19 protein-coding genes are annotated in these 22117 nt (G+C 34.1%); 3 read left to right on the top strand and 16 right to left on the bottom strand.

Features of this window, described 5'->3' with window-relative positions; genetic code table 11:
- Positions 1-52 precede the first annotated feature (52 nt).
- Complete coding sequence (locus BM088_RS07115; RefSeq protein ID WP_091982264.1) at positions 53-1330, bottom strand: acyltransferase family protein; 1278 nt, start codon at positions 1328-1330, stop codon at positions 53-55.
- A 145-nt stretch (positions 1331-1475) separates the two neighbouring features.
- Here BM088_RS07115 and BM088_RS07110 point away from each other — a divergent pair, with 145 nt between their 5' ends.
- The 3 genes from BM088_RS07110 to BM088_RS07100 all read left to right on the top strand — a co-directional run bounded on the left by BM088_RS07110 (position 1476) and on the right by BM088_RS07100 (position 6840).
- Positions 1476-2327: a LytR/AlgR family response regulator transcription factor gene (locus tag BM088_RS07110; protein WP_091982263.1), complete on the top strand. Its 852-nt coding sequence runs from the start codon at positions 1476-1478 to the stop codon at positions 2325-2327.
- Between the two features lie 417 nt (positions 2328-2744).
- Positions 2745-3857 carry a response regulator gene (locus tag BM088_RS07105; protein WP_091982261.1) on the top strand — a complete coding sequence of 371 codons (1113 nt, stop codon included), beginning with the start codon at positions 2745-2747 and terminating at the stop codon, positions 3855-3857.
- Positions 3858-3906: 49 nt separating this feature from the next.
- A complete protein-coding gene (locus BM088_RS07100; protein WP_091982260.1) occupies positions 3907-6840 on the top strand; it encodes a response regulator in 2934 nt (977 codons plus the stop codon).
- A 107-nt stretch (positions 6841-6947) separates the two neighbouring features.
- Here the strand turns inward: BM088_RS07100 and BM088_RS07095 are convergent, their stop codons facing one another.
- Genes BM088_RS07095 through BM088_RS07025 form a run of 15 tightly spaced genes read right to left on the bottom strand, consistent with a single transcriptional unit; the run spans position 6948 to position 22112 of the window.
- Complete coding sequence (locus BM088_RS07095; RefSeq protein ID WP_091982258.1) at positions 6948-8819, bottom strand: acyl-CoA dehydrogenase family protein; 1872 nt, start codon at positions 8817-8819, stop codon at positions 6948-6950.
- A 40-nt stretch (positions 8820-8859) separates the two neighbouring features.
- On the bottom strand, positions 8860-10125 hold the full coding sequence (locus BM088_RS07090) for a hypothetical protein (RefSeq protein WP_091982257.1): 1266 nt from the start codon (positions 10123-10125) through the stop codon (positions 8860-8862).
- Positions 10122-10922 (bottom strand): outer membrane lipoprotein-sorting protein, encoded by an 801-nt coding sequence (locus tag BM088_RS07085; protein ID WP_091982255.1) that lies wholly within the window; start codon positions 10920-10922, stop codon positions 10122-10124. The genes BM088_RS07090 and BM088_RS07085 overlap by 4 nt, the downstream gene beginning before the upstream one ends.
- A 9-nt stretch (positions 10923-10931) precedes the next feature.
- Positions 10932-12161 (bottom strand): ABC transporter permease, encoded by a 1230-nt coding sequence (locus tag BM088_RS07080; RefSeq protein ID WP_091982254.1) that lies wholly within the window; start codon positions 12159-12161, stop codon positions 10932-10934.
- Positions 12145-12906, bottom strand: coding sequence for a hypothetical protein (locus BM088_RS07075; RefSeq protein WP_091982253.1), 762 nt, complete (start codon positions 12904-12906; stop codon positions 12145-12147). The genes BM088_RS07080 and BM088_RS07075 overlap by 17 nt, the downstream gene beginning before the upstream one ends.
- Positions 12903-13586: an ABC transporter ATP-binding protein gene (locus tag BM088_RS07070; protein WP_091982252.1), complete on the bottom strand. Its 684-nt coding sequence runs from the start codon at positions 13584-13586 to the stop codon at positions 12903-12905. The genes BM088_RS07075 and BM088_RS07070 overlap by 4 nt, the downstream gene beginning before the upstream one ends.
- Positions 13577-14314: a tetratricopeptide repeat protein gene (locus tag BM088_RS07065; protein WP_091982250.1), complete on the bottom strand. Its 738-nt coding sequence runs from the start codon at positions 14312-14314 to the stop codon at positions 13577-13579. The genes BM088_RS07070 and BM088_RS07065 overlap by 10 nt, the downstream gene beginning before the upstream one ends.
- Positions 14315-14333: 19 nt before the next feature.
- Positions 14334-14582 carry an acyl carrier protein gene (locus BM088_RS07060; protein WP_091982249.1) on the bottom strand — a complete coding sequence of 83 codons (249 nt, stop codon included), beginning with the start codon at positions 14580-14582 and terminating at the stop codon, positions 14334-14336.
- 28 nt (positions 14583-14610) lie between these two features.
- Complete coding sequence (locus BM088_RS07055) at positions 14611-15831, bottom strand: asparagine synthetase B family protein (protein WP_091982247.1); 1221 nt, start codon at positions 15829-15831, stop codon at positions 14611-14613.
- Positions 15831-16778 carry an alpha/beta hydrolase gene (locus tag BM088_RS07050; protein ID WP_091982246.1) on the bottom strand — a complete coding sequence of 316 codons (948 nt, stop codon included), beginning with the start codon at positions 16776-16778 and terminating at the stop codon, positions 15831-15833. The genes BM088_RS07055 and BM088_RS07050 overlap by 1 nt, the downstream gene beginning before the upstream one ends.
- Positions 16772-18691, bottom strand: coding sequence for an NAD(P)/FAD-dependent oxidoreductase (locus BM088_RS07045; protein WP_091982244.1), 1920 nt, complete (start codon positions 18689-18691; stop codon positions 16772-16774). Before BM088_RS07045 ends, BM088_RS07050 begins: the two co-directional genes overlap by 7 nt.
- Complete coding sequence (locus BM088_RS07040) at positions 18688-19722, bottom strand: hypothetical protein (protein WP_091982243.1); 1035 nt, start codon at positions 19720-19722, stop codon at positions 18688-18690. The genes BM088_RS07045 and BM088_RS07040 overlap by 4 nt, the downstream gene beginning before the upstream one ends.
- Positions 19719-20228 carry a hypothetical protein gene (locus BM088_RS07035; RefSeq protein ID WP_091982241.1) on the bottom strand — a complete coding sequence of 170 codons (510 nt, stop codon included), beginning with the start codon at positions 20226-20228 and terminating at the stop codon, positions 19719-19721. The genes BM088_RS07040 and BM088_RS07035 overlap by 4 nt, the downstream gene beginning before the upstream one ends.
- Entirely contained in the window at positions 20221-21072 is an 852-nt protein-coding gene (locus tag BM088_RS07030; protein ID WP_091982240.1) for a hypothetical protein, read from the bottom strand. Before BM088_RS07030 ends, BM088_RS07035 begins: the two co-directional genes overlap by 8 nt.
- Positions 21069-22112 (bottom strand): hypothetical protein, encoded by a 1044-nt coding sequence (locus BM088_RS07025; protein ID WP_091982238.1) that lies wholly within the window; start codon positions 22110-22112, stop codon positions 21069-21071. The genes BM088_RS07030 and BM088_RS07025 overlap by 4 nt, the downstream gene beginning before the upstream one ends.
- Between the last annotated feature and the right edge of the window lie 5 nt (positions 22113-22117).

The following is a 22117-nucleotide window of genomic DNA, read 5'->3' as shown; positions in this document are numbered from 1 at the left end:
ATTAAGATATCCTAATACTAAAAGTAACATACTTCAATTTGCGCTTATTTAATTATAATAATATTTCTATCGCTAAGGGAATTAGTGATAATGCACACGCGGTATAAGCAAATGTGACTAGTTTGGGGTTATATTTTTTTGTCATATTCAAACCAAAGCAAGGTCTTAAAAATTCAACTCGACGAATCACTTCGTAACCAATAAAACAACCGGCGACGGTTAGAAATATTATTAATATAGGCTCAATTATTGGTCCTAGGTTTTGTTGTGACAAATAATAACCAATAACAATAATTAATGTTTGATGCAAAATGTAAAATGGATAAACAGCATCGTTGAAATAACTCAGTTTTTTTGAATTTATATTTAAAAACTTATATGTTAGAGCAAGTACAGTTAAAGCTCCTAAGATTCTAAATATACTGTAAACCATCATGCCAGATGCATATAAAAATTCACTATCAAGATCTTTGTTTAAGTAAACTAAGTTGTAAAAACCAATAAATAAGGTAAAACACAGTGTTGAGATGATCAATAGAGGTTTTATTGTACCTTTTAATTTTTGCCAAAAAAGAGGTTCCCAACCAATTAAATAACCATAAATTAGAAATAAAAAACCTAATGCATCTCGAGATAAGTCTTTAGATTCAGTGATTGTTATTTGAATTATAAATACAGGCATAATACTTATAAAAATGGCGATAAAAGCATTTTGTTTAAAGAGCCAATTGAGACTTCTGCTTACCCATCTCGAATTAAGTAAAGGAAGTAAAATAACTAAAGCTAATGAAAATTGCCACAAAGACCTAAGGTACCATAAATGATTAACATCTATATGTGGCCAAATACCAGATTGATATTTACTAAAAACAAGACTGTTATTTGAATAAAACGCATGTAGAAATTGCCAATAAGATAAATTTAAATCACCTTTGTAGGTCATTTCTATAAATAGCTGCGGTGGAATGATAACTAAGATACCGACTAAAAGGGGCAATAATAAACGTAATGATTTGATTGATATGAACCTATAAACGGATACTTTTGCTAATACAAATCGCATTGCTATGCCTGAAATTAACCAGAGAATGGGCATTCGCCATGGTTCAATAATCAGCATAAAGCTCTCTAATACTTGAGATTGATATTGGCTTTTAATATGAAAACCCCAATTCTCAACATATAACATGCCAATATGGTAAAAAATAAGTAGGCCAAAAACTAATACGCGTAGCCAATCTAGATCATATCGTCGATTAGGCATATGTTTTTGGCTAGGAATAAAACTATTCTTAAACTGTATTAAAAAGCTCGATTTTATTATATTCATTTTGCTATGATTCGATTTCTTTATTTGGTTGTATCATCACAGGTTTTATTTTAATAAAATCTATAAAAGGCTTAAAAGACAAGGCCTAGGGATAAGTGGTGGTATTGAGGGATGGCATTTTTAAGTAATTTAGAAAACTAGGTAAATGAATAAATTAAAACATTTTCAACAATATAAATTGTGCTATGAAATTACTTTCATCTGTTTGTATTTTTTAATTAATAATACACTCCTTGCCACTTCTGTTGTGATGGAAGCAAAAAGGCAAGGGCCGCAATTACCATTTCAATTATGGGAGCCATTTGTATGGGAGTATTCAAGTGCACTAAGTACTATCTTTCTATTCCCATTTATTGTTTTTTTATTAAAAAAATGCCCTTTTAATTGGCAACAAATTAAACGCTCAATCTTTATATACTTTTTAGCATCTGTGGCATTTTCACTAATGCATGTCGGTGTTATGGTTTCATTAAGAGAGGCTGTATATTTTTTTATGGCGGGTGATTATAGCTTTGGTGATTTATGGTTTGAGTTGTTGTATGAATTTAGAAAAGACCTATGGAGTTTTATTTTTTTCATCGCTGTGATCAAAGTATATGACTTTATAATCGTTCAGTTGCAAGGGGAAGCAAACCCTGTTGCGAACGGAGAAAATGAACCGGTTACACCTAACGTTGAGCGCTTATTAGTGAAAAAATTAGGTAAGGAGTTCATCATAAAAATAGAAGATATTCAGTGGTTGGAGTCTTCAGGGAATTATGTGAACTTACATATTAATGAGCGTATTTACCCTATGAGGGCAACTTTGACCGGGTTAATAGATCAACTGACTCAAAAGGGTTTTTGCCGTATTCACCGTTCTCATGCAATAAAATTGGATATGATCGAGTCTATTACGCCATTAAGCAGTGGTGATAGCGAAGTGAAGCTTACAACAGGAAAAGTGCTTATGCTTTCACGACGTTATAAAGATAGTTTTAAAGCATCACTGAGTTAGTTTATTTTTATTAAGATATTTATGGTAATGCCATCAAATAACAGTCCATTTTAAATAGTCAAATTTATAATCGCTGCGCTTTTTTATTCCAATAGCCAGCGATTATACAATCAAACAAGGCGCTCATTAGAATTCCCATCTTTATACAATAAAAAGCACTTTATTTAGTCAGTCTATTTGTAAGTGTTCAGTTTTTTATTTTATTACTAATCATTAAATTTTCATTTATTTCAATTAACTTTAATGCAGCAAAAAAGTATTTTCCCTTCAAGAAAGCAGCTTAGTATTTGTCAATTTTGAGATTGGAAGCAATAATCATCATTTACTATACTTAACGTATTTTCACTTAGAAGCCTTAGGTTTCTTAAATAAAAAATGAATAAAGCCCTTTAAACTTTAAAGATTGGTACTTTCATTATGAATGAAAAAAAACATATCATTGTGGTTGATGACGAAGAATTAAATCTATTTCTTTTAGAGGGAATTCTAGCTGATGAGTATCTAGTTACAACGGTGGATAGCGGGGCGTCTTGTTTAGACAAAATGAATGATATAAAGCCCGATATTGTTTTACTTGATGTCGAAATGCCTGATATGGATGGATTAGAAACGTGTAAGCGTATACAGGAAATAAGTGAGTGCCCAGTTATTTTTGTTTCTGCTAAGGGCAGTTTGCAAGAGCGTCTCGCAGGTTATGCTGCTGGAGGATATGATTACATTGTTAAACCGATTAATGGTCATGAATTAACTGCAAAATTAAAACTGATACTATCACAAGAGTCAGAAAAACAGTCATTAAAAGACAATATAGAAAGCTCATATAATACTGTGATGACAGCTCTTACAAGTAGTAGCGAGTTAGGTTGCATTCTTTCTTTTGCTGATAAAATACATGAAGCTTACAATTATAAAGAAGTTGCTAATTTAGTTTTGATCACCATGAAACAATTTGGTGTTGAAACAACATTACATATACGAGGAGAAATTGAAAAAGAATACTATTCCAGTAATGGAATTTGCCCTCCAATGGAAGTTGAAATAATGGAGTTATTACGTCATAAAGGCCGTATTTATGACTTTTCTCAGCGAACACAAGTAAATGAAAAACGCATCAGTATATTGGTTAAAAATATGCCTGAAGATAAAGAAAAATATGGCCGCTTAAAAGATCACTTGCCTTTTATTTTACGTATCGCTGACGGTTATATTAAAAACTTAGATGTTAGCTTTAAAATGTTAGAGCAAGAAAAGCAGCTAAGAAAAACAGTCACTCAAGTTAATTCTCAACTGGTTGAAGTAGAAAAAAACTTACAACAGAGCAATAACATGTGTTTTCAGGCAATGAATAACTTAGTTGACGACTTTGAATTACGACTTGAATATTTAGCTTTATCTGAAGAACAAGAAAATAAGTTAAAAGAAATGGTTAATAGTCATACCGAAAAAGCTGTTCAGACTCTTGAAAATACAGATGAAATTAATAAAACCTTTAGCTCTATTTTAGTTAAACTTCGTAATTTGCTTGAGTGAGCTCCTATGCTTTTTTTTGGCTTTTTAAATTCAAGGTTCAGTTCCTCCTATGCTATTTAATAAGTTAGGCTGGCTTACTTTAATATGTTGGCTTTTATTGATCATTAGCATTTTATTACTTTTACCATATGGCATTCAAAAGTGGATTGTTTTACCTAGCTTTTTAAAGCTAGAGCAAGAGTTTGCACAAAAAGATTTAATTCGAGTTATTGATGCTATAAAAAGAGAAGTTCATCATCTTGAAGCGATTACGACTACTTTTGCATCTTGGGATGAAACTTATGAATTTATAACAACATCAAATGACAGGTATATTAAAACAAGCTTTAGTGTAGGGAGTTTCATTAGTGCTGATATTCACATGTACCATATTTATAATAATGAGGGGGTACTTTTAAAAGGAGAGATTTATGATACTGAATATAAAAAAAAGATAAAGGTAGAACAGTTTTCTGCACCAAAATTAGAAAATAACAATATTTATTTACTTAAACACAAAAACTTTTCATTACTTGGCATTATTAATACTCAAGCTGGATTAATGGCTATTAATGCTAGACCGATACTGACGAGTCAAGGTGAAGGGCCTGTTATGGGCACTGTTGTTATGGGGCGTTTTTTAACTAAAAAATTTTTTAACAGTCTCTCAAAACAAACCAAAGTGGAGTTTTCAGTTATTCCTCTTAATAGAAGCACTTTAGCATTACAAAACTTTAATGATGCGCTATATATTTTAAATGACAAAACAGCAATAAAAGCGATTAATACAGATTTCATTGAAATGTATGGCATTATTGATGATATTTATAATGAACCTGTGTTACTTACACATTTAAGAATTCCTCGAGATATTATGGTGCATGGTAAACATGCCGCAAAACTTACCAGTATTTCAATTATTTCAAGTTTATTTGTGATTTCAGCCTCTTTATTTTTGTTTTTTATAAAATACAGCATGGACATTCGTCAGAATAATAAGTTAATAAAGATTAAGGTTGCGCAACGAACAGAAGAGTTAGTTCAAGCTAAAGATGAAGCAATTAAAGCGAATCGTGCCAAAGGCGATTTTTTAGCAAATATGAGTCATGAACTCAGAACGCCAATGAATGCAATTTTAGGTATGGCTGAATTATGTCAACAAACAGAGCTTACAATGAAGCAGCAAAAGTTTGTAGGTAATATACATTACTCAGCTAAATCATTATTGCATCTATTTAATAGTATTTTAGATTTTTCAAAAATAGATGCAGGTAAAGTTGAATTAGAGTTTGTTGATTTTACACTAGACGATATTTTGTGCCCGTTAGAGGTGCTAACTAATGAGCAAGTTAGGGCAAAAGATATCCCTTTAATTTTTGATATAAAATTAAACTTATCTTATATGATAATCGGTGACAAGTTACGGTTAAGGCAAATTATGCTGAATTTTATACAAAATTCGCTAAAATTTACCGAATCGGGTTCTATTTACTTAAAAGTGAGGTTAGTGGATGAAGTTGATGATTGGGTTTGGTTTGAATTTTTAATACAAGATACTGGGATTGGTATGGACCCAGAAACTATTGCACATATTTTTGATGAATTTTCTCAGGCAGATACCTCTACAACACGAAAATATGGTGGAACGGGGTTAGGTCTTAGTATTTGTAAACAGCTTATTGAGCTTATGGGGGGAGAAGTTTCACTCGACAGTGAATTAGGGAAAGGGACTCAAGTCAAAATTAGAATGCCTTTTCAATTAAGTAGCCAAGAAAATGTTGGATTTTTTGAGGCTTTAGTCGGGCATAAAATACTTATTTACTCTGAAGATCAAGCATATGCGCATGCATTGTTAAATACCTTATCTCGTTATGGTTCTCGAGTAACTTTAGTTGACTCAGCTGAAAAAGCGCTAAGTTTTGCTTCTACACATGATACATGTTTGATAGATGATGCGCTTCCTGAGTTTGATATTATAAATTTTTTAACGAGTCTAAACCTCCAAGCTAAGCTACTTGATACAATATTATTAACAAATAATACCGAGCCTAAAGAAGTATATACAATATTTAATTTAAGCCTTTTAACAAAAGCCGTATATTTAAATAATTTTATTCAAGCGTCCAAACTATTATCAACTGAAATTAAAAGCTTTAAACTATCTCATGACAAGTTGGATAAATTATTTCACTCTCTTCATGATAAAAATATATTGTTAGTTGAAGATAATGACATTAATCAGCAAGTTATTATAGAGTTGTTAGCGGGTATCGGGATTGCAACGATATGTGCTGAAAATGGTGAGGTAGCATTGAGTTTACTTGAAAATAGTCAATTTGATGCCATTTTAATGGATATACAAATGCCCGTTATGGATGGTATTGAAACAACTAAAGTTATTAGGAGTAATATGCTGTGGCAAGATATTCCAATTATTGCTTTAACTGCAAGTGCTATGGTTGGAGATAAAGAGAAGTCTTTGGCAATAGGTATGAATGATTATTTAACTAAGCCTATTTTCCCTGAACAATTATATGATTGTTTGGAAAGGTGGTGCAGCCACTCTAAAGTGAATACTTCAACTAAAGAGCCTGTAAATCCGATAAATGATAAGGTTATAAATGAAGGCCATGAGAATAATGATAATGAAATTCAGATACAAAAAGACGATGTTTTAGATATAACTGCAGGGTTAAAAGTATGTGCGGGTAAAAGACATTTATTGGAGTCTATGTGGAAACGGTTTGTAGAAAAACATTCCGACAGTGGTAAAAAATTGCAAGCGTATCTATCTTCTCATGAATATGAAAAAGCATTAGCTTTACTGCACAACTTAAAAGGAGTTTCAGGAAACATAGGTGCATTGCAACTCTACACCGAAGTCACTCAATTACACACCTTGTTAGCGCAAGATGAAACTCAATTAAATGAACACGATATTAAAAAGGTTATAATTGGGCTTTCAAAAGTATGCGATTGTATCAATAAGCAGATTAACATTTAGCTTAGAAACGAAAGGTTGGGTTAATAAGTTTTACTTAGAATAAAAACACCAAATAAAGGTTCATTCCCAAGAGTTTACTCGGGAATTTACTTTTAGCAGTCTATTTTCTATGCTAGAAAAGTTTCAATCGTCGCATTTGCGGCACTGTTATCAGCCAATGCAATTATGTGCGCCTTACTAAATACACCAGGCAACGTATTATTGATAAAAAACAGCGCTGAGGTTATTTTTCCTTGATAAAAAGCGTTTTCTTGTGCTTTTTCATCTTGCTCTAATGCGTTATCTGCAATGAGTGCGCCTTTTAATAATAGCCAGGCTAAGGTTGTTTCAGCCATCATTTCTAAAAATCGTGTTGAAACACCAAAAATGAGTTCCATTTTTTGTTCTCGGATCCAGGTTCCCATTAGTTTATGAGTTTCAATTAAGCAAGATAATGCATCATCTAGTTGTTTTATAGCCGTCTTAAACTTAACATTTTGACTATTGTTTTGTATAAACTTCATGATTTCGCCTTGGTAAACAGCTAATAATTTTGAATGGCGGCCCATGGCCAGTTTATCGCGAAATAAATCTGCTGATTGTACGAAGTTAGTGCCTTCCCAAAGAGATAATACTTTTATATCTCGTGCATATTGTTCAACAGGGTGGTCGCTGATATAACCATGCCCACCATAAACTTGGATCGCTAGTTCAGCAATTCGCCAAGCTTGATCTGATGTATAGGCTTTTACTATGGGCGTTAATAAGTTGACCAGTGAATGATGATGGTATAGTTGTGTGTCTTTTTCTTCATCACTGATCAGATCATTATCATGTTTGATCTCTATATTGGTGACCATGCTTTGATGAAAACACAGTTTAACAATCAGTGCACGACAGCCTTCGACTTTACTTTTCATTTCAAGCAGCATGCGCTTCACGTCTATATGTGCAATGATAGGCACGCGTTTGGCTCTTGGGTTAAATGACTGCTTAAAATCAGTGCCTTGAATGCGCTGACTTGCATATTCTGCAGCATTTAAATAAGCACTTGATGCCATGCCTAATGCATAAATACCTGTTGCAATACGTGCTAGATTCATCATTGTCATTAATTGACGTAGGCCAATATTTTCTCGTTCACCTAATAAATAACCATAACATGGAGTGTCTATACCAAAGCTCAGTTGCGTTGTTGCACAACCATGTAATCCCATTTTATTTTCTAAACGAATACATCTAACACCATTATCCCTATGTTTGTTTTTATGATTGTCAATGTTAAAACGAGGCACCACAAAACATGATAAACCGACAGTACCTGCACGCGCACCCTCAGCACGGGCTAAAACAATATAGGCAATGTTTTCTGTTAAATCGTGCATGCCTGCAGATATAAAAATCTTTTCACCTTCAATTTTATATCTTCCATCTTCTTGCTTTATAGCTTTGGTTCTACAATTGCCAACATCGCTACCAGCATCGGGTTCAGTCATGCATAAACACGCCCCCCATTCATTACTTGCTAATTTATTACAAAACAAAGATTTGAGCTCTGGCGTTCCAAATTTATCAATTAAATATAGGGCGGGGCTGCAAAACCCTGAATAAATCATAAATGCTGGATTGGCGCCCATAAACATTTCATTGATCATTTGCGCCACAATATATGGTGCACCTAATCCGTTATATTGCTCTGGCGCACCTAGTCGCCCCCATTGTGAGTTGAGAAAATCTTGCCATAAAGATTCAAACCCACAGGGCAATGTTATTTTACCATCAGAGCTTAATTGGCAACCGTCTCTATCTGATGATTGATAAAGTGGTCCTAGTTTTTTATAGGCAAACTCTTGAGCATGTTCAATTATTTGATTAGTAAAGTGTTGATCAAACTCAGGGTAAATATCTTGATCAAGTAATTCATCTTGAATTTTAAACTGCTCCCACAAAAGAAAGAATTGGTCGCGTAAATCCACCTTGTAGGCATTATTAAATATCATAGTGAAACCTTTTTTATTATTTTTTGATGTGACTATTGCGTTAAAATGCCCAATTAAGTACTAAACGAATGCTATTTTCATTTGGATTCAAGCCATATTCACAATTGTTACAGCCATTAAAAAGCTCAAGTTGCAGGCGACTGGTTAAATGATTATTCCAAGACTTAAGGAACTCTAATCTATGAAGTTGGCTATTATCATCAATATTAAGCTGTAAACTTTGTCTGTATTGCCAGAGATTATTTGAAAGGGCACTTGTATAGATAAAATAAAGATAGTTCTGCCTTAATTGACCATAGTTCAGACTGTTTAATGCTGCTGATAAGTAATTATAGTCCTCAGTACTGCCTTGGTTATTGCTAATATTAGTATTTGCTTGAGTGCTATTGTCTGTAATTATTTGCCATTCACTTTTTGAGAAACCATGTGCAGTATTTAGGTACTCTAATCTATAATTACTGCCTGACTCAGAAGTGAAAGCTGAACCTAATAAATATTTTTGCCAACGATTTTTTTGAATACCGGAAAATAAGCTTGAGGTTTGTTGTTCTCTTTGATGTAAAAAACTATATTCCATTTTAAAAGTAATCGCATCATTGATTAGCCGGTTGAAGCTTACTGCAAAGTCTAAATCTTGGCTTGGTTGTTTATGTATTATCAGGCTGTAATCGTTAATACCTTGATAGCCGACTCTGGCAGTATATTGTTGTTTATTTTTATGAGTTTCATTATTAAATTCAGCAATAACAAACTGATAAAACCATTTATTTTTGGTATAGCGCACATTAATCATATCCCAACCTTTTTGTTGAACTGGATCATCCAAATCAATGTAAGGGCGATCGCGGTAAGGTTTAAGTAAATTGGTTAAGCTCCAGTTAAAGCCATTGCTCCATTGTGTTTTTATTCTGCCTACTTGCCATTGCCAGGAGTAATCCTCACTGGTCCAGGTTAAATTTGCTTCTAGTACCTTAGCATTGGTATTTGTTTCTACTGTATTTTTATCAGATTGTAATATGACTCTAGATTTACCCTGTAAATTGTTTTTCCAGTGTGCATTAGCTTGCCAGTCAAATATTGCCATTTGTGTTTCACTGTTAAACTCAACTAAATCAGGATTAAAAAGATGGTTGTTATTGACCTGGTTATTTTGATAATAAGCAAGTAAATCAATGTCATGGTCATAGGGGGAAGGCTTGATACTTGATACCTGAGCAAAGGGATCTTCAGGTATATTACTCTGAGCATTTATGTTTTCACAAAAAAAGATAAAAAAGAGACAATTTGAAGATATTCGTAACATCATAAATTCACAATCGCTTCTTTATTAAATAAGGCATCTGGTAAAGTACTTAACCTATAATTATCAAACAACATCCAGGTAAAACTTCCTGAAATTAAAGGATCGCTTAATAACATTTTATGAATTTTCAACTCTCCATTAAACTCTTTAAATGCTTTATATTGTGCTGTTTTAAGTAACTTTCCTGAACGCGCGAAATACTCACTTTTTATGGGCTTAAAAGGGGGGGTATCCGTTAGCCAAAACAAAACTTTTTGATAGCTCATTTTTTTATTTTTTGCAGTTAAAACAAGTTGTATTTGCTCTGCTTTTTTGTCTGTTTTGGTTGTTATAATTTGGGCGTTATAATCTCGACTAAAATTACTGCCAGTGACATCTGCATTGCTTGTTTCACCTAATAAACGTTGCGCAGGGGAAATACGAATGACTCTGCGCGTACCCGGGATATATAACCACATATCATCTTCTTTTTTTAATAATATTCTTCCTTTTTGTCTTGCTGGCGATTTAAATTCAACCAAGGAATTATTTGTTTTTACATCAACACTGAGTTGATTTGTTCTGCTATCTCGATCAGCTTTATAACTGACATTGGTTATATCAAAGCTAAAACCTGCTTCACTTAATCCGCGATAAGAATCTATGATTTCTACTAATTCTGTCGCTGTTTTATTCAATGTATTTGTCTGAGGTTTTATCTCACTTTCATTAGCATCAGTATGAATAGGAATAATCAAATAAATGAGTATTAAACAGTTAATGAAAACGTATTTTTTAAAGTTATTTTTCAGATAATTCAATTAAATTCCTTATGCAGAACGCATTGCCTGGTTTATCAGTAAGCGGGATGCTTTAAAAGCGGGGTAGATACTGGCTATCACAGCAACAAAAATACCTGTTATTGCGGTTTGCCAAAGCACCGGCCACTCAATAAAAATTCGTATCGGATAGCTTTGGCTGCTTCCGGGTGGGGTAGGCATAATAAATTCAGCTAAAGTAATACCATTGGCCAGTAATATTCCAAATAAAACGCCCAATACACTGCCAAAAATACCTAAATAGAAGGCTTCAGTTAAAAATAGCATCATAATTTCATACCGAGTTGCACCTAGTGCTCTAATTGAACCAATTTCAGGGGTGCGTTCCATTACTGCCATCATCATAGTATTGGCAATACTCAGGGCTGCAATAAATAAAACAATCACTTTAATAAAACCAAAAACACCCTCAAAGAGCTTTACAACTTCGTGATAATAATCAGCTAACTGTGACCAACTTTTTATTTCTAATGGGAGCTTTTCTTTTTCGAAAATTTCATTTAATTGCTTTATAACAACTTGGGTATTGTCTGTTTCAGAAAGTAAAACTACGAGTCGGCTAATGCCATCTGTGAATTGTAAGTCTTGAGCATGGGGCAGGTTGATTCGAATTAGCCTATTATCAACGTCTCTGACACCCGTATTGATTGCCCCTACCACTTTGATATCGACCGCATTTACTGCGCCATCGGTTGTTGAACTTAGTAATGTAAGATAATCACCCACTTTTGTATTCAGTGCATTAAACAAACCCTGACCAAGTAATGCACCATCAGAGTCTTGGGGAAATAAGTCTTCACCTTGGGTAATTGTAATTGCTGAACTTAGGAGTGCTTCCTTGTCTGGGTTTATGCCATTACCTACGATGGCGATAGATTGATTTCCATTGGTTAATAAACCTGAAAAGTCGAGTCTAGGAGTGATTAGCTCTACACCTGTAATGGCTTCTACAATGTGTGTTATTTGCGTTAAATCTGATTGAGATAAAAGATATTTTTCAGGTTCTATATGACCATACTGATTAAAACCCTTTTTATAAATTTGTAAATGGCCAAGTTCTGAGCGGATCATATTTTCACGCATCCCATCGGACATAGAGGCAACAAAGCCACCAAATAACACTAAGCTGATCACTCCTACCTGTATTGCTAATAATGTAAGCACACTGCGACGGCGATTTCTAAGTACATTAAGTAACGCTATTTTATAACGAAAAAGCATTATCAACCTCCTTTAAACGTCTGCTTGCTTTATCACGCCACAGGGAGTTTGGGTTATTCTTTAGCGCTAGCCAGATTTTTTTAGCCTGTTTAATTTCTTCATTTTTAGCAAGAGCCATTGCGAGGTAATAATTTATAAAATCGGTGAAGGCATCATTTTTTTTTGGGGTTGAATATTGCTTTACTAAAGTTAAATCTACAGAAGCAAAGCGAGATCGATTTAAAAATGCGGGCATATTGGCATAACTAATCCCGCGTAATAATCTGGCTCCTAAATTATTAGGTGCTTCTTTTATCGCTCGGTCCATTATTCGCATGCCCTTACGCGATAATAGATTCATTTTACCTAAATTATCTTGATGAAAAATAGCCTGATAACTCAGTGCATTGCCATAGGCTGCTAATATTTCGAAATCTTGTTGATTTACGCGTGCGAATTGTTCTAATTTTTCTGTAATACGCTCTAATTTTAAAGCTGTCTGCAGGTCTGAATTTGAAAATAATGCCAGCTCTATTAATAATTTTTTTCGTATTTGTTCATTGTCAGGCTGTTTCGATAGATTTAATTTTTTTAATAAATTAAGTTGCTCTTCTTCACTGGCACCTACAAATGTAGGTTGAGCATAATTTTCATTTATTATCTTTTTTGAAATAGGCGTGTTTGTATTACTCGCTTTGAGTTCAGCTTGATCTGAACAAGCCGTTATCCAAGTTGTTATTAATAGTACTTTAATCAAATGTTTCATGCTGCAGCCTTTTGTTTGTCATGCATTATTTGACCATCTTTTAATTCAATAATGCGTGAAGCCTGAGTAAGAACAAACTCATGATGGGTGGCAAAAATAAAAGTGATCCCTTGTTGATTTAGCTGTTTCATTAATTCCATTATGGATTTAGCTGTAACTGAGTCTAAATTTGCAGTGGGTTCATCTGCTAAAATAATATCTGGTTGAGTCACTAAAGCACGAGCGATTGCAACACGCTGCATTTGCCCTCCGGATAGTTGATTCGGTCTATGGTGAATAAAGTCGGCTAACCCGACTTGAGCTAAAGCTTTTATTGCTTTGTTTTTAGAGTTTTTATCCCCTTGCAATGAAAGCGGATATTGCACATTTTCTAAAGCAGTTAACACAGGTAACAAGTTAAATGATTGAAATATAAAGCCTATGTGTTTTTGCCTGATCTTCGACTTTTTTGCATCACTTAATTTATTTAAGGGTTTACCCGCTATTTCAACTTCTCCAGTACTTGCTTCATCCATAGCGCCAATAATATTTAACAAGGTACTTTTTCCACTTCCACTACTGCCTTTAAGTACTAAAAACTCACCTTTATTTACACTCAGATTTACATTTTTTAAAGCATTAACTTGGCTATTGCCTAGGCTGAAAAATCGACTAATATTGTTAAGTTTGACTACTTCCATTGATTACCTCGATCGACTTTTGCAAACTGTGTTTCGAGTATTTTATACTGTGCTTGCTCTTGAGGTGTTTTAGCTTTGACTCCTTGATATAAACTTAAGTATTTATCTACTTTTTTACTAGAAACTTCGTCAGCTTTAAAAAAATAAGCTTGCGCCATAGCTAAATAAAACTGTCCTTTCACTTGTTCTGGTAAATTAAATGAAGATTGCTTTAATAAATTTTCAAACCAGATCTCATCATTAAAGACTAAATTAAAGTCTGAATTTATTTTGCCAATATTGGCAAAAGTCGCTAAACGGATCAGTCTGATTGTTAAATCATTTGGTGCTAAATCTACCGCTTTGCTTATTTGCTTAAGTGCATGGCTTAAAGTGTATAACTTATAAAATCCCATGCTAAAATCTAATGATGCACCAGATAATTTAGCTGAATTAGCATTGAACCAAGCAATTATTAAAGGGTGTTCTGGATCAAGCGTTATAGCCTGAGTTAAATAGTTATTGGCAAGATCAATATCATTATGCATAGAGTACATTGCACCTAATTCAACTAATACCTCAGCATCTTTTGGATTATCTTCTAGTTCTTGTTGTAATACCTGCAATGTAGCCAACTCTTGTTCTGAGTAAGCCTGCTGAATAAAGGTAATAGGCCAAGATCCCATCATCCATGAAACGATATTGCCTATAATCAAACTGGTAATGATAAAGCTGAGGATTTTTTTCATAATGCTTCCTTATTTTTAATTAGACGAAATTATCTGATGCTTCTAATAACTGGGCATCCATGTCACGTAACGTCGTAAACTCATCAAAAATAAGTGCTTCTGGATCACTTACATCTGTATATAACTGCTCGCATATAAGAATAACTTCAACAACATTGAGAGAATCTATGCCAAGTTCTCCCAGAGGCGTATCTGAGTCTATTTGATCTTTATTTAGCATTTCTGCAACTTGACTTTGAAGTTCGATTAATTGTGATTTTTCTGACATTTTTTTCTCTTTTTATTGATTTTAAATTTTAAGATACTGACCAGTTTGAGTGCCTGGCTAAGTGATCTAAGGTAAGTGATAGATAACAAAATTTTTCAACTTGTTTTGCATGGGTTGAATGCTGTTTTATGAGTTTTGCGGAAATAGGTGGCACAATATGAAATAGCTTATGTGTGACAGGCTTAAAACCGTGATGCATTAATCGCTGCATTGCATCAAATATATTGACGATACTCTCATCTTCAAAATTAAAAAAAGAAACAGGTTTTTCTGATTTATGATCGTCTTTGTTTTGTGGAGGTTTAATATTTAATGGTTTATTAAATAAAGTGGCATCAGGGTAAATAAATGTGATATTTTTCCCCATAGCCTGTGCTATTAGCCTTTGTTGATTCCATTTACTTGGTAATTTAAAACTAAGTGCTAACCAAGTATTAAAACTAGGAACTTCGGTTACAATCCAATCTTGCATCTCTTGTTGATATAGCTGAAAAATATGTTTTTTAACGTCATTTAATGACTGTTTTTTTAAATGAGGACGATAAATTTTTTGACTGAATCTTTCAGGTTTCACTCTAATGTCATGATGAAAATCTGGATCTATATTTACATCAATATTGATATTGTGTGAGTCACTTTTTTGCATATTAAGTAAAAATCCAATTTGCCAATTAGCACTAACAGGTTGATGTAAAATATGGCTCAACTTAGGTAATAGATTAAAGACGTTTGACGTTAAATTATTTTCTGTATTTGATATTACAGTCGAATTTGTCACTCCTTCTGAATAATGGAGCTTGTGTGCGAGTGTGAGTTGCTTACTTGCAACTTGTTTTATATCTGGTATTAATTGCCATAATTGGCTCTGTCCGTTATTAAGGGTGAATATATTTTCGAATAATGTATTAGGAGATAAAATATAGCCCCACTCTAAGAGTTGCTTTATAGAGAATGCAGATATTTTATGGTCCGTAAATTGTTTTGTGTTGTCATATATTTCAAATTTATGTGCTGTGTGTTGATAAAATATCGTATGACTTGAAAATGCAGATGTACATACAAACAATTGTTTGTTTAGCGGTAAAATGAGGGCGAAATCTCCCAATAAATGTACATTTAAATCAAGAGACCATTTATTAAAGGCAGCAAGTATTAGATCATACAGTGAAGTATTTTTATCTAAATCTAGTTCTTTGATCACCGCGTCTCGATTGCTGACATAACCGTTAAATTTAAAAATGAACTTCATTAACACAGTACCTCATTTACATTTGTTTTTTGTAAATTAAGTGCCGTACTTGGAAATAAGTCATTGAGCCAGTCAGGTAATATCTTGCATGCAGCAGGAACAACTTTCATATGGTTAACTTTAGGTAATTCAATAAGCTTTTTATTAATATTTTGCGGTAAATGCCAATGGAATATAGTATTCAATAAATTTTCATGAATAACTTCATCTTGCTCACCACATAACATTAATACAGGTACAGTAACTTTATTAAATGCAGCAGGGTAGTTATTGATATCGCACGATAACATTAAATTATAACTGTAATTGAGTATGCGACCTTCAAGTCTTGCCATTCGTTCACTTGCGGGAAAGCGCAGTATTGCTTTTGTACGCATAAATGGGAGTAATTTTGCAGCTATAAAAGGTAGCATATTTAAGTTAGGTGCATGTTGTAAAGCGGATGCTGGTGGCACTTTACTTGGCTTTGCTGCTCTAAAATAGCTGATTCTATATTGCCATTTTGCAGACTTTTGTTTATATCTTGCTGTTTCCAAAGGGCCATTTATTGCAGGGGCGATAAAGCTCACTGCACTAATTTTATCACAGCCATATTTATTGATATAACGTAAGCAAATGACTGCGCCAGCAGAGTGTCCTGCGATCACAAGGGGTTTATTACTTTGTTTTTGGTAGTGGGCTATAAAATCAGCCAAGTCATCTTCTAGCTGACCTATATAGTCAACATTACCCATTTCTCCTTCTGAAGCACCATGCCCACGCCAGTTAAGCAAGCATGTATCATAAGATTGAGCATGTAATGTTTTGGCTATATTGGCATAACGGCGGCTATTATAAGTACTACCATGTAAAAATATCATGGTCGCTTTACTATTAATGGCCGTTAATGTGTCATAAGCGAGTTGAATGCCATCACGGGCTAAGAATGTCATTTTTTCCATTAACATAACGCAACTTCTTGTATAGGGTCTGACATTATTTTTGTATCAGTTTTACGACAAAATTGTAAGAAATGCGGCACCATAAATGGCATGGCAATATATTCTTGTTCCGTATTCCAAATGCCTTTTGCCATTTGAATGAGTTTATTCATATCAGCATCATCAAGCGTGTTATCAATCACTTGTACTGTGACATGACCTGAACTAAATGATTCGCGTGTAATTTCAGCCAATACAGTATGCTCGGTATTTTGTTGTAATTCATTTGTCAGTGTTTGATTTAAATTTGCCAGTAATTCAGGGAACTGTGTTTCATCAAAAGTCTCGTGCGCAAGTATCTGTGGTAGATTTAATGTTTCTTGTACCAATCTACGGCTGGCAAACTTGTTTAAATTCAACTTACTTGCGGTTATTTTTAAATATATATCAACCCAAAGTTTGATGTGCATATCAATGCGCCAACCATCTTTTCCTGGTTTCCCCATATCAAAGACGAAATATTTATATAAATCAGCACCTGATTCAAAAAAGCCTTCATGATTACGGTTAAAGTAACGTCCTTGCTCCCTCAATGTTTGAAGGGTGGAAGTAATTTGTTTATTCAGAATTTTCTCAAGTGCGAGGTAACCTCGGCGGATATAATCCTTTTTTTGCCAGTATTCAATATTAGAGAAATTACCGGCCATGTAATCCCAGGCAGCTTCTAGAAAATAAACCGCAGTATTATATGCAAGTAGGGGGGAGCATATTTCTGCACAGTCTAAAGCAGGATTTGTATTATTAATGTAAGCATATAGACCTTGATAAAATTCATGGCTTTGCTGATTCAGTATCGGAACTTTATATGTAAGCGCTTTATCGGCTTCCTCTTGATTATGATAGGAAAAATCAGCACAAATCGTATTGGTGATTGCATCATTGGTTATTGCAATGACATCTCCACCACCACTAAATAAAGGGTCTAAAAACATAGCGGCAAAACCAGTGGTAGCCCATCGCTTTATATTTATAAACTGCTCAGAACGATAGGCTAATTGCCCCCAAGCCTCAAAATCTTCAAGTTTGGCATTGACTAAGAGCTCAGATAAACCTTTATGTTGCTGTAAAAAAGCTAAGAAATCAGCTTGTTTCAGCGGAGGTTTTTTCATAACTGCTTTGTCACAATCAATACCAATGCTGGTAAAGCCACCACTTAAAGGTATGACCCAAATCCAATAGCCAGGTCCTGTAAAATGTATGGTAGATAAAAATCGACCATTGACCATTTTTCGCCATTTTTGTGGACCGATTGAATCTATATCCGTTACTTGGCTAAAACGTGCCCAAGCAGCACAGTTTTTTGGTACATCTCGGCGGTGATGTAACTTTTCTTTTTTTGCAAGTAAACTTGCTTTACCACTGGCATCAACTAACCAACGAGCTGATATGTTGTGAGTCTGGGCTAAATAATCAAAACTAATATGATGGTCAGCATTATCATTGATTTGAATATCTTTAACCTTGGCCCCCATTAATAAATCAATGCCTTGCTCTTGATTCATATAAACCAAATCATGCTCTAATTTGGCACGATCTAATTGAAATGCAGGATGCGGTGGAATGCTCGTGGTGCCATGTTCACTCATTTCATGTAAGCTTAAATCATGTTGCTCAGAGTCAAAGAAAAAACGTAAGCCATTTTTAGGTAAGTGATTACGATATAAATAATTTATTAACCCTAAACGGTGAATAAAATAATGACCTGCCATTTCGACCGTAGCTTCACCAACTTTAGCCTTAAATTGCGTACTGGCTTCAAGCTGTAAAATGCTTAAATTTGGATTTTCTAATTTTATTTGTCTAGCAAGTGTTAATCCTGCCCAACCAGCACCTATGATCAGAACATCGTAATCTTGTCTTATTTTAAGAGAATGTTTCATTGATTTACTCCTGATCCTTGGCTTAAGTTCTGATGCCAACGAAAATAGTGATTATTAATACCTCTATACTGGGACTGAGGGTATTTTAATGTGGCTTTTATAATTTCGTGGTAAGCCTGTATTGAATGCTTTTTAACCTTAATTGACTGAAGATATATCGCTTCATCAGCTGTTAAATTAAATTCATCAAAAGAGGACTTTGATATGTGAGTTGTTTTATTCAGACCAGATGTGAGCTTCAAACACCCAATTCGACCTCCACCGCCTAAAGTCAGAATTTGCAAGTCTTGATTTGCCAATTTATGCTGATACAACTGCAGTTCAAGCAGGGGCTTTAAACTTAAATAATGTTGATTATCGTCTTCGATGCTTGTTAACCAATGAGAGATATCTTGATTATCCTTTAATCGAGACTTTAGTGCTTTTATGAGCGTTTTTCCCCATTTAGAGCAAATATCAAAAGATACAAATAAGCAATCATTTGAAGATTGATTAATATAGTGCGTGAGTTGATTGAGTAGTTTTTGAATACCAGACATGCCTTTTGGCTGAGAAAAGACATCACATTTACTAATGGTAATATCAGTATCTTGAGGGATTTTTTTTTGTAATAAGCAATATCCAATGCAATTCTTTACTGTTAGACCATCTTGGCCTGCTTCATTTCCTACACCTAACGCATTTAAACAAGCTTGTTGTAGGTCTTGATCTAGCTCTAAAAGTATTACCAAGCACTCAGATGTTCGCATTTTTTCAAAATCAAAAATAGCAGCATGTAAGCTAGTGCAGGCTGCACTGACAAAGGTCAAGTGAGTATTATGTTCTTGTAATAATGATTGACAGAAATTTGAAACTAAAGGGTTTAAAAGTAGTTTTACCTCTGCAGCACTCACTATCAAAATTTGGCTTGGCCAGGATGTTATTCTTTTTAATGCATCTTTTAGATACGCTAAACCTTCTTCTACCGAATCTGTTGGTGCGGCCCAGTATTTATCAATAACAATTGATTTGTTGGTATTTAAATCGTTCATTTTTCACCAATATTATAGTGTGCAAGCTTTGCAATAAATTGCTTAAAACGCGTATTTTGTTGTGCACTTAAGGTGAATAAACTAATGGCAATTGCATTATCACCTTGCTCTAATTGGTAACGAATAAAATGGTCATCTATTACAAGTAAATGTTTAACTTTACCTGATAGCCGTTTTAGTTCAGGTTCAACATCTTGCATTAATAAAACATTATCGGCTAATAAGGATGCCGGGAGACGCATACCTCCTGGCATAGAAATACGCAGCAATATGGTAAGTTCACAATCCCATAAAGCATTAGCTTGATTAACTAACTCATTCAATATTTGATAGTGTTCAATAAAATTAATTAAAATTGGCGCATCACTACAGGGTAATTGTGAAAATACATCAAAATCATTTTCATTAGCAAGTGGCATGCAACGCGCAAGTGCTGCCGATGGTTTATTGGCAAAAGGAATATTGTTTAACTGGCCTAAATAGTGATGTGGATAAACATTATTCATAGCCCATCGCCTCCTGTAGTATAAATTGAGTTTGTGGTGTCACTGTGACCTCAGCCATAGCAAAATAGCCATTTAATGCTAAAGAACAGGCTAGATAGTGTTTATTTTGAGTAATTGAGTTGTTTAAACCTGTGTTTAATATTGATAACCAAGGGTCAGCGCCAAAACAGTGACCTAAACTATGATGTAAGTCTGGTAAACGCGCTTGATTAGCTAATAACTTTTCAAACATTTGTTGAATGTTTTCTGGAAAAAATGGCATCGCTAACGTGCAGTTGTCGCGTTGTGCAACACTACGACGTACCACAGTTGCAAATTCAGCCATTGAATTATGTGTCACTGCACATTGAGTAACCAGCTCATGTGTAACGGGTTTTGTAACTTCTAATAAAACGGTCGTAATGCCAAACCCTGATTCATGCCAATGTTCGTTATAACGCCAAAATTCAAGGTCATAAATATTTGCATCTAGAATACTGACCAATAAAAATTGGGGTTCTTGTTCATGCTGTAAATAGTGTCTTAAAGAAAAACCCCAAGAAGCACATTCATAAGCGTTAATAAATGTATCAGCTTGATGAGGTCCATGTTTAGCTAACATGCTGGCGACTTCAGACCAGCTGATCTCTCCCGTTGTGAATGGTAATTCAACCATGGTTGAACATAAAAAATGTCGTTTTATTTTATTTTGTTCATTTAATGTAAGAGGTGCGATAACTTTATTTGTTTGTTTGCCTATCATTTCGCTTAACCATAAAAAAGCAGTTTTACTATCAAGTCTTTGCTTAAATAAGCGTTGTTTTAATGGTGTAAAAGCAATGCTTTTTACTGTTAAGGCACTCATCTTCTAACTCTTTTTTGTTTAGAATAAATCTCTAGAAAACAGCGGTATGAGCTACCTTCCATTTTAGTAAAGCCTAATAAATCTCTTTGATCATTAAACTGAGCGACCTTTCCCTGAGAGACTGTATTTAGTAAAAGTTCATTTGAAGCGAATTTTAAGGCAAGTACCCGATCGACTGAATGCATAGAAAAATGTGTTTGTGCTAAACATGAATCGGCTACAGCATTTAAGTAGTTTATATTTTCGTTCAGTTTGGGATCTAAAGTTAAGCGGTTATTAGCTGCTAACCATAAAAGGTGGTTCATTAATGATTTAACAAAACGAGGACGTACTAATGTTAAAAAGCGGTTTACACTGCCTAAGCCTCCTTTTTTTAATAATTGATCACGATTAACAATAATCTCGCCTTTAGCATTGCCTAATTGCAGTAAATTATCTAAATAGGAGGCACCTATTTTTTCTTGATGTAAAGACTTGGCTTGTTCGGGGGGAATTAAAAATGTTAATGGAAATGGTTTTCCTGGTTGACGTACAACCAAAATAATAAAGCCAAGATTATGGGCTTCTATGCCCCATTTTTTATCTATATTCAGCTGCCAATTGTCAGCTGATGTATCTAAACTTGTTTGCCACTGATTCAGTGATGGGCCTCCTGAATCAGTCATTAAAAAATGACCAAAATACCCTTGTTCAAGCCAAGCATTAACTTGCGCTAGTTGTGTTTCATTTGCTGTAAGCTCTAACATTATAGAACCAAATAAACCGATTATTTGATGAAAATGAGCCCCAAAGCCAGTGTGTTTTACTTGCTCTGTTAGCTCATCTATCACAAATGTTTGTGCGAAGCTTTCTAAAGGCTGCTTTACTTTAGGCTCGGTTAAATTTGCTCTGATTGAAAAATTATCTTCAATTAAAATTTCGGAGTCGAGTAACGAAAATACTGCATTATCGGTTATTTGTTTAAAGTGCTCAGGTATGGGCACATCGGCATTTAAATGGTCAGTTATAAAACCACCAAATATTGATTTTAAATCACTCATAATTA

Origin of the sequence: Pseudoalteromonas denitrificans DSM 6059 (assembly GCF_900112265.1) — a bacterium.
In the GTDB taxonomy this organism is placed as follows: Bacteria; Pseudomonadota; Gammaproteobacteria; order Enterobacterales; family Alteromonadaceae; genus Pseudoalteromonas; species Pseudoalteromonas denitrificans.
This window is presented reverse-complemented; position numbering and strand designations above follow the sequence as displayed.

Bases quoted from the DNA above. Each gene is read 5' to 3' on its own strand.
- BM088_RS07115 (WP_091982264.1), bottom strand. From the start codon at position 1,330: ATGAATATAATAAAATCGAGCTTTTTAATACAGTTTAAGAATAGTTTT.
- BM088_RS07065 (WP_091982250.1), bottom strand. From the start codon at position 14,314: ATGAAAAAAATCCTCAGCTTTATCATTACCAGTTTGATTATAGGCAAT.
- BM088_RS07070 (WP_091982252.1), bottom strand. From the start codon at position 13,586: ATGGAAGTAGTCAAACTTAACAATATTAGTCGATTTTTCAGCCTAGGC.
- BM088_RS07035 (WP_091982241.1), bottom strand. From the start codon at position 20,228: ATGAATAATGTTTATCCACATCACTATTTAGGCCAGTTAAACAATATT.
- BM088_RS07100 (WP_091982260.1), top strand. From the start codon at position 3,907: ATGCTATTTAATAAGTTAGGCTGGCTTACTTTAATATGTTGGCTTTTA.
- BM088_RS07060 (WP_091982249.1), bottom strand. From the start codon at position 14,582: ATGTCAGAAAAATCACAATTAATCGAACTTCAAAGTCAAGTTGCAGAA.
- BM088_RS07075 (WP_091982253.1), bottom strand. From the start codon at position 12,906: ATGAAACATTTGATTAAAGTACTATTAATAACAACTTGGATAACGGCT.
- BM088_RS07110 (WP_091982263.1), top strand. From the start codon at position 1,476: ATGAATAAATTAAAACATTTTCAACAATATAAATTGTGCTATGAAATT.
- BM088_RS07040 (WP_091982243.1), bottom strand. From the start codon at position 19,722: ATGAACGATTTAAATACCAACAAATCAATTGTTATTGATAAATACTGG.
- BM088_RS07045 (WP_091982244.1), bottom strand. From the start codon at position 18,691: ATGAAACATTCTCTTAAAATAAGACAAGATTACGATGTTCTGATCATA.
- BM088_RS07095 (WP_091982258.1), bottom strand. From the start codon at position 8,819: ATGATATTTAATAATGCCTACAAGGTGGATTTACGCGACCAATTCTTT.
- BM088_RS07025 (WP_091982238.1), bottom strand. From the start codon at position 22,112: ATGAGTGATTTAAAATCAATATTTGGTGGTTTTATAACTGACCATTTA.
- BM088_RS07030 (WP_091982240.1), bottom strand. From the start codon at position 21,072: ATGAGTGCCTTAACAGTAAAAAGCATTGCTTTTACACCATTAAAACAA.
- BM088_RS07090 (WP_091982257.1), bottom strand. From the start codon at position 10,125: ATGATGTTACGAATATCTTCAAATTGTCTCTTTTTTATCTTTTTTTGT.
- BM088_RS07080 (WP_091982254.1), bottom strand. From the start codon at position 12,161: ATGCTTTTTCGTTATAAAATAGCGTTACTTAATGTACTTAGAAATCGC.
- BM088_RS07055 (WP_091982247.1), bottom strand. From the start codon at position 15,831: ATGAAGTTCATTTTTAAATTTAACGGTTATGTCAGCAATCGAGACGCG.
- BM088_RS07050 (WP_091982246.1), bottom strand. From the start codon at position 16,778: ATGTTAATGGAAAAAATGACATTCTTAGCCCGTGATGGCATTCAACTC.
- BM088_RS07105 (WP_091982261.1), top strand. From the start codon at position 2,745: ATGAATGAAAAAAAACATATCATTGTGGTTGATGACGAAGAATTAAAT.